8 protein-coding genes are annotated in these 7,825 nt (G+C 71.6%); 6 read left to right on the top strand and 2 right to left on the bottom strand.

Features of this window, described 5'->3' with window-relative positions; translation table 11 throughout:
* Nucleotides 1-296: 296 nt before the first annotated feature.
* The gene (locus ACWDSL_RS15760) at nucleotides 297-1,496 is read right to left on the bottom strand and encodes a helix-turn-helix domain-containing protein (protein ID WP_450485615.1); all 1,200 of its coding nucleotides are present in this window, start codon (nucleotides 1,494-1,496) and stop codon (nucleotides 297-299) included.
* A gap of 101 nt (nucleotides 1,497-1,597) precedes the next feature.
* On the opposite strand from ACWDSL_RS15760, the gene ACWDSL_RS15755 reads away from it, so the two are divergent.
* Nucleotides 1,598-2,257, top strand: a complete 660-nt coding sequence (locus ACWDSL_RS15755) for an HAD family hydrolase (protein WP_450485613.1) — start codon at nucleotides 1,598-1,600, stop codon at nucleotides 2,255-2,257.
* A 130-nt stretch (nucleotides 2,258-2,387) separates the two neighbouring features.
* Here ACWDSL_RS15755 and ACWDSL_RS15750 read toward each other — a convergent pair whose 3' ends face one another.
* Nucleotides 2,388-3,101 carry an SDR family NAD(P)-dependent oxidoreductase gene (locus ACWDSL_RS15750; protein ID WP_450485611.1) on the bottom strand — a complete coding sequence of 238 codons (714 nt, stop codon included), beginning with the start codon at nucleotides 3,099-3,101 and terminating at the stop codon, nucleotides 2,388-2,390.
* A 78-nt stretch (nucleotides 3,102-3,179) separates the two neighbouring features.
* Here ACWDSL_RS15750 and ACWDSL_RS15745 point away from each other — a divergent pair, with 78 nt between their 5' ends.
* The 5 genes from ACWDSL_RS15745 (at nucleotide 3,180) to ACWDSL_RS15725 (ending at nucleotide 7,825) form a co-directional block, all read left to right on the top strand.
* Nucleotides 3,180-3,587, top strand: a complete 408-nt coding sequence (locus tag ACWDSL_RS15745; RefSeq protein WP_450485609.1) for a winged helix-turn-helix transcriptional regulator — start codon at nucleotides 3,180-3,182, stop codon at nucleotides 3,585-3,587.
* A gap of 199 nt (nucleotides 3,588-3,786) precedes the next feature.
* Entirely contained in the window at nucleotides 3,787-4,887 is a 1,101-nt protein-coding gene (locus ACWDSL_RS15740; protein ID WP_450485607.1) for a tetratricopeptide repeat protein, read from the top strand.
* A complete protein-coding gene (locus ACWDSL_RS15735) occupies nucleotides 4,884-5,993 on the top strand; it encodes a polyprenyl synthetase family protein (protein ID WP_450485605.1) in 1,110 nt (369 codons plus the stop codon). Before ACWDSL_RS15740 ends, ACWDSL_RS15735 begins: the two co-directional genes overlap by 4 nt.
* A 130-nt stretch (nucleotides 5,994-6,123) precedes the next feature.
* Complete coding sequence (locus tag ACWDSL_RS15730) at nucleotides 6,124-6,408, top strand: ferredoxin (protein WP_450485603.1); 285 nt, start codon at nucleotides 6,124-6,126, stop codon at nucleotides 6,406-6,408.
* Complete coding sequence (locus ACWDSL_RS15725; RefSeq protein ID WP_450485601.1) at nucleotides 6,395-7,825, top strand: NAD(P)/FAD-dependent oxidoreductase; 1,431 nt, start codon at nucleotides 6,395-6,397, stop codon at nucleotides 7,823-7,825. The genes ACWDSL_RS15730 and ACWDSL_RS15725 overlap by 14 nt, the downstream gene beginning before the upstream one ends.

Below are 7,825 nucleotides of genomic sequence, written 5' to 3'. Positions count from 1 at the left end.
GGATCAGGCTGCCCTCAGCTTCACCACGCTGCTGCGACAGCGCAGCGGCGAAGGTCTCCCACCTCCACTCGGATAATCAGCGCCTCACGGCGCTCCCGCACGACGTCCCATGACGTGCCGACGGGTTGCAGCTGCGCGCTGTGCCCGCTGGGCGGCGTCCACAGCAGGATGGGGTGGTTGTTCGTCGTCTCCACAGGAGCCCCCGACGTCATCGGTGATCAGGTGATGACCGACCGTAAAGACACCGGGGGCTGATGACCCGAGCTGTCAGTTCGGGTGCACCACAGGCTCGTCGGTCAGAGGACGCCGATCCGCTCAGCAAGCTTCTCTGCCTGCCTGGCGTGCATCGTCCGGCCGCGTCGGACCACCATGAGAATCAGCTCGCGTGCCAGAGGAGTTCGCGCCAGATCCTCCGGCGCGAACTCCTCAAGCTCCCTCAGACTCAGAAGTACTGCAGCGTCCTCGCGGCGCAGACTGTGGCAGCGTGCCACTTCCAGATTGAAGGTGAACAACCGCTCCATCGACGGAAGTCGGCTGGTGTCCACATCGTCAGCGACGTGCAGGGCCTCGCTCGCGTCACCGGCCTCCATCTCGATGCTGACGCAGTGGAGAACCACATTGGTGGGGCCGAAGACGGTCCACATGATGTTGCCCTCACCTGCCAGTTCAGCCGCCGGGGCCGCCCGTTCCGTCAACCGCTCGCGCGCTGCCGACCAGTTCCGTCCTCGCGCTTCTGCGACCACCGCCACCAAGTGCAGCGCACCTGACATGGCGACGCGGTCCGGCTCGGCCATGGGTACCGCCCGCAGTTGTTCAACCGCGCGCAGCGCGACCTGCTCCGCGCCGTCGGGGTCTTGAGCAGCGAGGAGGGTATGGCCAAGGTTCCACTGCGCGGCCGCCATGCGCAGCGGATCATCTGCCTCTTCGGCGGCCCGCACAGCGCGGTCCGCGGCCATCATCGACAGGTCTACCCGGCCCGTACGACGTAAGTACGATCGCAGCAGAAAGTACAGGTCGGCCATCACGCGCATGACGTCGCGACGTGCGTCGGCGTCTCCGGCTCCACGGTGAGCCCTGGCGGCGTGCCCAACGTCCGCGATCAGATCGGCCAGGACCTGCCCCACATCCGTGAACCGGGTCTTGCTGCTCTGCCACTTCTGCCACGCGCCATCCACCCGCTCACGCAACAAGACCGGATCCGCAGCGAGGGTGCTCCGTGGCGGCCCGAAGCCCATCAGGGCCCGCACGATCGCGGGCTCGGTGGTGTCGGGGGATGTGCTGTTGGGCACGACCGTCTCAGCGATCAGTGCGGCGGTGGGCACTCCGAGCTCCTGAGCGATGGAGTACAGGATGGGTAACGACGGGATCTTCAGACCTCGCTCGATCTGCGAGAGGTAGTCGGGCGAGATCCCGACAAGACCGGCGACGACGTCTTGCCGCCGTGCGCCGCGGTAGTGCCTGATTCTGTCGCCGATGGGCAGATCGGGTGCGACCATGCAAACCTCCACGCGTGTCCCTACTCAGCGTATGGCGCAGGTCACCATGTGGAGTCGGTATCCAACGATCGAAGGGGTGGGCAGTGTCGGCAAAGCGGCTCGTGCTGTGGGACATCGACCACACTCTCGTTGACACCCGGGGTGTCGGCCGCGAGTTGTGGGCCCAGGCGTTCGAAGAGATCACCGGCCGGCCCATGCGGGAGCAGGCGAAGATCGACGGGTCGACCGAGCCGGTCATTCTCCGCGAGACGCTTCAACTGCACGGACTGCAGGACGACCGCAGGCAATTCGAGCGCTTCGCCCAGGCGCTCGGCACCGCACACATGCGGCGCGCTGCCGAGCTTCGCGAGCGTGGGCACGCCCTCCCCGGCGCGACGTCGTTGCTCGCCGCCCTGACGGCGCGTGACGGCATCGCGCAGACGGTGGTGACCGGCAACATCCGCGCCGCCGCCGAGGTCAAGCTGGCCGCCTTCGGCCTCGACCGCCACCTGGACCTCACGATCGGTGCCTTCGGCGAGGACGCCGACGGACGCCCGGAGCTGGTGCGTATGGCCTTCAAGCGTGCTCAGGCGCTCCCGACGCAGGCTGTGCTGCTCGGCGACACCCCTGCCGATGTGCAGGGCGCGCTGGACGCGGGCGTCCGCGTGATCGGTGTGGCCACTGGGCGCGCCAGCGCGGATGAGCTCCGGACCGCAGGAGCCGCGACCGTGGTTGATGACCTCTCCGACACGACGCAGATGCTGGACATCCTGACTCACTGAGAGATCGAAGCCGGCCAGACCGAGGCCAAGGCGAGGGGCAGGACCCCATGAACATCAACGAGTTGGTCGGCGAGCGCTCGCCGCGTACGGCCGGACCGCGAGACCGAGCACCGGTTCGGAAGCCGACCGTTCAGAAGCCCACCGTGGTCTCGAAAGGGCCGCGTGCCTGCGTGAGCTGGTACCAGCGGTCGGCGAGGGCGTCCGGGTCGCCCTCGCCCGAGCCGGGCACGATCGGCACGCCGATGGACAGGTGGCCGACCCAGACGCCTTCGCCGGCGAGGTCGTCGTGCAGGCCGCGGGCCCAGGAGCGCAGGCCGGCCAGGGCGATGCCCGAGTTGCTCATTCCCGGGATGGGGGCGACGGCGGTCGTGCCGGTGGTGAACAGCAGGGCGCCGTCGCGGGCCTCGCGCATGGCCGGCAGGACCGTCGCGGCCGCGGTGAGAGCGCCGCCGACGAGCATGTCGAACATGGGGCGCACCGATTCCGGGGTGGTCTCCGCTGCGGAGGTGAACCCCATCGCCTTCAGGTCGGGCACCTGCCCGGCCACATTGGGGAAGGTGGGGGCCGGGCTGTAGGAGAGCACGCCGATCCGCCCGAGTTCGTCGGCGGCCGTGTTCAGCGCGCCGGTCAGGCCCGCGGCGTCGGTGACGTCGGCCGGGTAGGCACGGACAGTGATTCCCTCGGCGGTCAGAGCGTCGGCGATGCCCTGCAGCTTGCCCGCGTTGCGGGCGATCAGGGCGACGGGGTGCCCGGCGATGCCGAAGCGGCGGGCGATCGCGCGTCCCAGGCCCGGGCCGGCGCCGATGACCGCGACCGTGGGGGGCGTGGAAGGAGTGGAGGACATGCTGCTACCTCGATTGCTTACGATGAGTGCGTAGCCCCACGGTAGGTATGTATCGAGGACCTCACAAAAGGCACATTGATGTTCGCAGAGCACACCACTGATCCTGAGCACGCCGCCTTCCCCGCCCCGCATCCGTGCGAGTCCTGGCCGGACAACGGGCGCGGATTCCGGGAGACCCTCGACCGGATCGGCGACAAGTGGTCGGTCCTGGTCATCGGGATCCTCAGCCAGGGCCCCCTGCGCTTCGGCACTCTGCACCAGCGGGTCCCGGGGGTCTCCCAGCGCATGCTCACCCTCACCCTGCGCCACCTGGAACGCGACGGCATCGTCACCCGCACCGCCTACGCCGAGGTCCCGCCGCGCGTCGAATACGAACTGACCGCGCTCGGGGAGAGCTTGCGCGGAACGGTCTACGCCCTCGCCCGGTGGGTCACTGACCACAACGACGAGATCGAAACCGCGCGCCACCACTACGACGCGCGCTGACCCGGCCGTCGGCCGGACTACTTCAGCTTCGGCGAGAACGCAGCACTGCCGGGACATCGCCTTCACCACTCATGACCTCGCCCTGAAGATGCTTACCGAGCCCTCCGCAGCCATCTATACATCATGTTTATACACGCCGTGTATAGTCCGAGCCGTTCAAGACCATCCGGCACTGTCGGCACGTCAGAAAGGCTCGTCCATGTACGCCAAGGCATTGGCGCCCGAGTACCAAGGCGCCCTCAGCTCCCTCTCGGTGAACTCCTCCCTGACCGACGTCCTCGCCGAGGGGACCGACCGGCTGCGTGCCGCCGAACAGGTGGGCTCCCAGCGGGAGGCCGCGCGTTCGGGGCTCGCCGTGGCGGAGGCGCACCGCCGGTTGGGCCATGTCGAGGAGGCCGACCGCGCCTGGAAGGCGAGTTACCGCGCCGCCCGTGCGGCCGGTGACGTCGGTGCGATGGCGTGGGCGGTGTGGAGCGGCGGCACCCTCGCCCGGCAGCGGGGCTCGCTCGCCCTGGCCCGCCGGCTGCTCGCCCTCGCCGCCGAGCTGGGCAAGCGCGGCGACGACGTGGTGGCCCGGGGCTACTCGCTGGCCGGGCTCGCGGAGACCGGCCGTATCCAGGGCGACTACGAGGCCGTACACGCCCTCCACGAGCAGCTGCTCGCCGAGGCCCGCAAGCGCGGCGAGGCTCGGCACACCGTCTGGGCGCTGGAGGGCATCGCCCAGATCCACCGGAACACCGGCTCGTACGACACCGCCTTCGCGATGTTCGAGGAGGCCGCCGCCATCGCCGCGCAGGCCGACGACCAGCGCGGCCGGGCGTGGGCGCTGCGCGGCATGGCCGACATCGTGTCCCTGCGGGACAAGAATGTGGACCGGGCCCTGGTGCTGCTGTCCGAGGCGGAGGTCGTCTGCCGCAGGATGAAGCTGACCAGCGCGCTGGCCTACAACCTCAAGATGCGCGGCAACGTCCTCTTCCGCGCCGGACGTTACGCGCCCGCCCGGGAGTGCTACGAGACGGCGCTGGCCGAATTCCGCGCCATGAGCGAACCGCGCGGCACGGCGCTGTCCCGCCTGGGGCTGGCCAAGACGCTCGCCCGGCTGGGGCAGGACCCGGCGCGCACCGCCGTGGAACTGGACGACCTACAGGGGGAGCTGGACCGCATCGGGCTGCGGCACGCCCGCGAGATGGTCGACGCGGCGTACGAGGAGCTGGGCATATCCCGGACCGGTGCGCACCGTGCATCCGCCGCAGCCGTACCCGGCGCGCGTAAGGCCCGAGAGGCGGTGGCCGCCCGATGACCGCGCCCGCGCCACTGCTCCCGCGCCCGACCACCACCACCCCACCCGTCCCCGCTTCCGCGGCGCAGACCCTCGCCCGCTGCCGGAGCCTCGTACTCCCCGCGCTGACCGCGGCCGTGGAACGGCTCCATCCGTATCCGGGCGAGATGGCTGCCTTCTCCTTCGGCTGGTGCGAAGTGGGCGGCACCCCGGCCGCCGGACGGCCCGGTGGCGGCAAGAGCGGCGGCAAGGGCGTACGCCAGGCCCTGGCCGTGCTCGGCGCGGAGGCGGCGGGCGCGCCCGGGGCGACCGCGGTGGCCGGGGCGGTCGCCGTCGAGCTGATCCACGCCTTCTCACTTCTGCACGACGACATCATGGACGGCGACGAGACCCGGCGCCGGCGCGCTTCCGTATGGAAGGCGTACGGCACCGGCCCCGCCGTTCTGGCGGGGGACGCGCTGTTCGCCCTCGCGGTGCAGACGCTCGCCGAGTCGTCCGGCCCGCACGGCGGCGCGACGCTCCGTCAGCTTTCGCGGGCGCTGGGCGACCTGCTGCACGGCCAGGCGGAGGACCTGCTGTTCGAGTCCCGCCCCTGGACCGGTCCCGACGCGGTCCGTACCGCCGAATACCGCGCGATGGCCGAGGGCAAGACCGGGGCGCTGCTGGGCTGCGCCGCGGCCCTCGGCGCCCAGCTCGCGGGCGCTCCGGAGCCGGTCGTCACCGCGCTGGACCGGGCCGGGCGCCACGTCGGGGTAGCCTTCCAGGCTGTGGACGATCTGCTCGGCATATGGGGCGATCCGCGGGTCACGGGCAAGCCCGTGCACGGCGATCTGCGCCGGAGGAAGAAGACGCTGCCCGTACTGGCGGCCCTGGCCGCCGACGGCCCGGCCGCCCGCGAACTCGCCGCCCTTCTCAGCGCTGCCCTGGACTCCGACACCCCGGACGACGCGGCCGTCCACCGCGCCGCCGAACTCGTCGAGGAGGCGGGCGGCCGCGCAGCCACCCTCGCCGAGGCCCATCACCATCTGGACGCCGCCCGCGCCCAGCTGGCCTCCGTCCCGCTGGCCCCGACCGCGGCCGCCGAACTCCTGGCCCTGCTGCCGTTCCTCGTCGACCGCGCGCTGTAACGGTCCGGTGTGACGGACCGCCACCCCTTTGGCCCGCTGTGCGCGCGGCGCCGGGCCGCCTCACCCATGCTGGCCAGGGAGAAGGCCGCTGAGCTGGTGTGGAAGGACTGGTGTGGAAGGACGGGGCCCGATGAGGCTTGTCGTCGATCTCAACCGATGCCAGGGGTACGCCCAGTGCGTCTTTCTGGCGCCGGACGTGTTCTCCCTGAAAGGGGAGGAGGCCCTGCGGTACACCCCTTACGTCGACGACTCGCGCCGTGAGCAGGTGGCCGCCGCGGTGGCCGCCTGCCCGGTCCAGGCGATCCTGATGGACGACGTGATCGACGACACGACGGATGACGTGGACGACGTGGACGACATGGACGACGACATGGCGTGCGACCCGCTCCCGGCGGCCTTCGATGTCCACCACTGACGAACGCGGCGCGAGCCCCGCCCACCGCCCCGACGACAGCCTGGCGCGGCTGCGGCGCGAGGGGCGGATCGTGATCGTCGGCGCCTCCCTGGCCGGGCTGCGGGCCGCTGAGACCCTGCGCGAGGAGGGCTTCGCCGGTTCGCTCACGATCATCGGCGACGAGCCCGACCGGCCGTACGACCGGCCGCCGCTGTCCAAGCAGGTGCTGGTGGGCGGCGCGGCCGCGGACCGCACCACGCTGCCCCGACGCCGGGCGATCCGGGCCCACTGGCGGCTGCGGACCGCCGCCACCGGTCTTGACCTGACGGCCCGTCGGGTGCGCCTGGCCGACGGCGACGAGGTGCCGTACGACCGGCTGCTGATCACCACCGGCGCCCGCTCCCGCCCCTGGCCGCACCCCGCCGAAGCCGAGCTCGACGGCGTCTTCGTACTGCGTACCCGCCGGGACGCGGAACGGCTGGGGCGGCGGCTGATGGCCGGGCCCCGGCGGGTGCTGGTCATCGGCGCGGGCTTCACCGGTTCGGAGATCGCGTCCGCCTGCCGGGAGCTGGGGCTGCCCGTCACCGTCGCCGAACGCGGCCCGGCACCGCTGGTGGGCGCCCTGGGCGGGGTGATCGGCCAGGTCGCGGCGGAGCTGCAGCGGGAGCACGGCGTCGATCTGCGCTGCTCGGTCATGGTCACCGCGCTGGAGGGCGACGCGGCGGGGCGGCTGCGGCGCGCCCATCTGTCCGACGGCACCGCCCTCGACGTGGACCTGGCCGTGGTCGCGCTCGGCGCCGTCCGCAACACCGAATGGCTTGACGGGTCGGGGCTCGGCGCCGGGCCCCGGGGCGTCGCATGCGACGCCGGGTGCCGGGCGTTCGACGTCCGGGGCCTGGTCACCGACGACGTGTTCGTGGCCGGGGACGTCGCCCGGTCCCCGCATCCGCTCTTCGGCTATCAGTTCCTGTCCCTCGACCACTGGGGCAACGCCGTCGCGCAGGCCGAGGTCGCGGCGCACAACATGATCAGCCCCGGCCCGGACCGCCGCCCCCACCTGTGGGTCCCCGCCTTCTGGTCCTCGCAGTTCGGGGTGAACATCAAGTCGATCGGGGTGCCCTCGATGGGCGAGGAAATCCTCATCGCCCAGGGGTCCCTGGCCGAGCGCAGCTTCGCCGGCGTCTACGGCTGCCAGGGCCGCGTCGTCGCCGCCGTCACCTTCGACCAGACCAAGTGGCTGGACTTCTACCGGCAGCAGATCGAGACGGCCGCGCCCTTCCCGCCGCCCTTCCGCTCCGTGGACCGCCGGCCCGACGGACTGCACCCGGTCCCCGCCGAATTCCCCGACCCCTCCCTGCCGTCCCACGGGCCGACCGTGACCCTCAGCGGCTACTCGCCGACCGAACGGCGGATCTTCTTCACCCCCGCCCGGGCCTGA

The sequence above is a fragment of the Streptomyces sp. NPDC000941 genome, assembly GCF_053599555.1.
The sequence above is the reverse complement of the archived record's forward strand: the minus strand, read 5'-3'. Positions and strand labels throughout refer to the sequence as shown.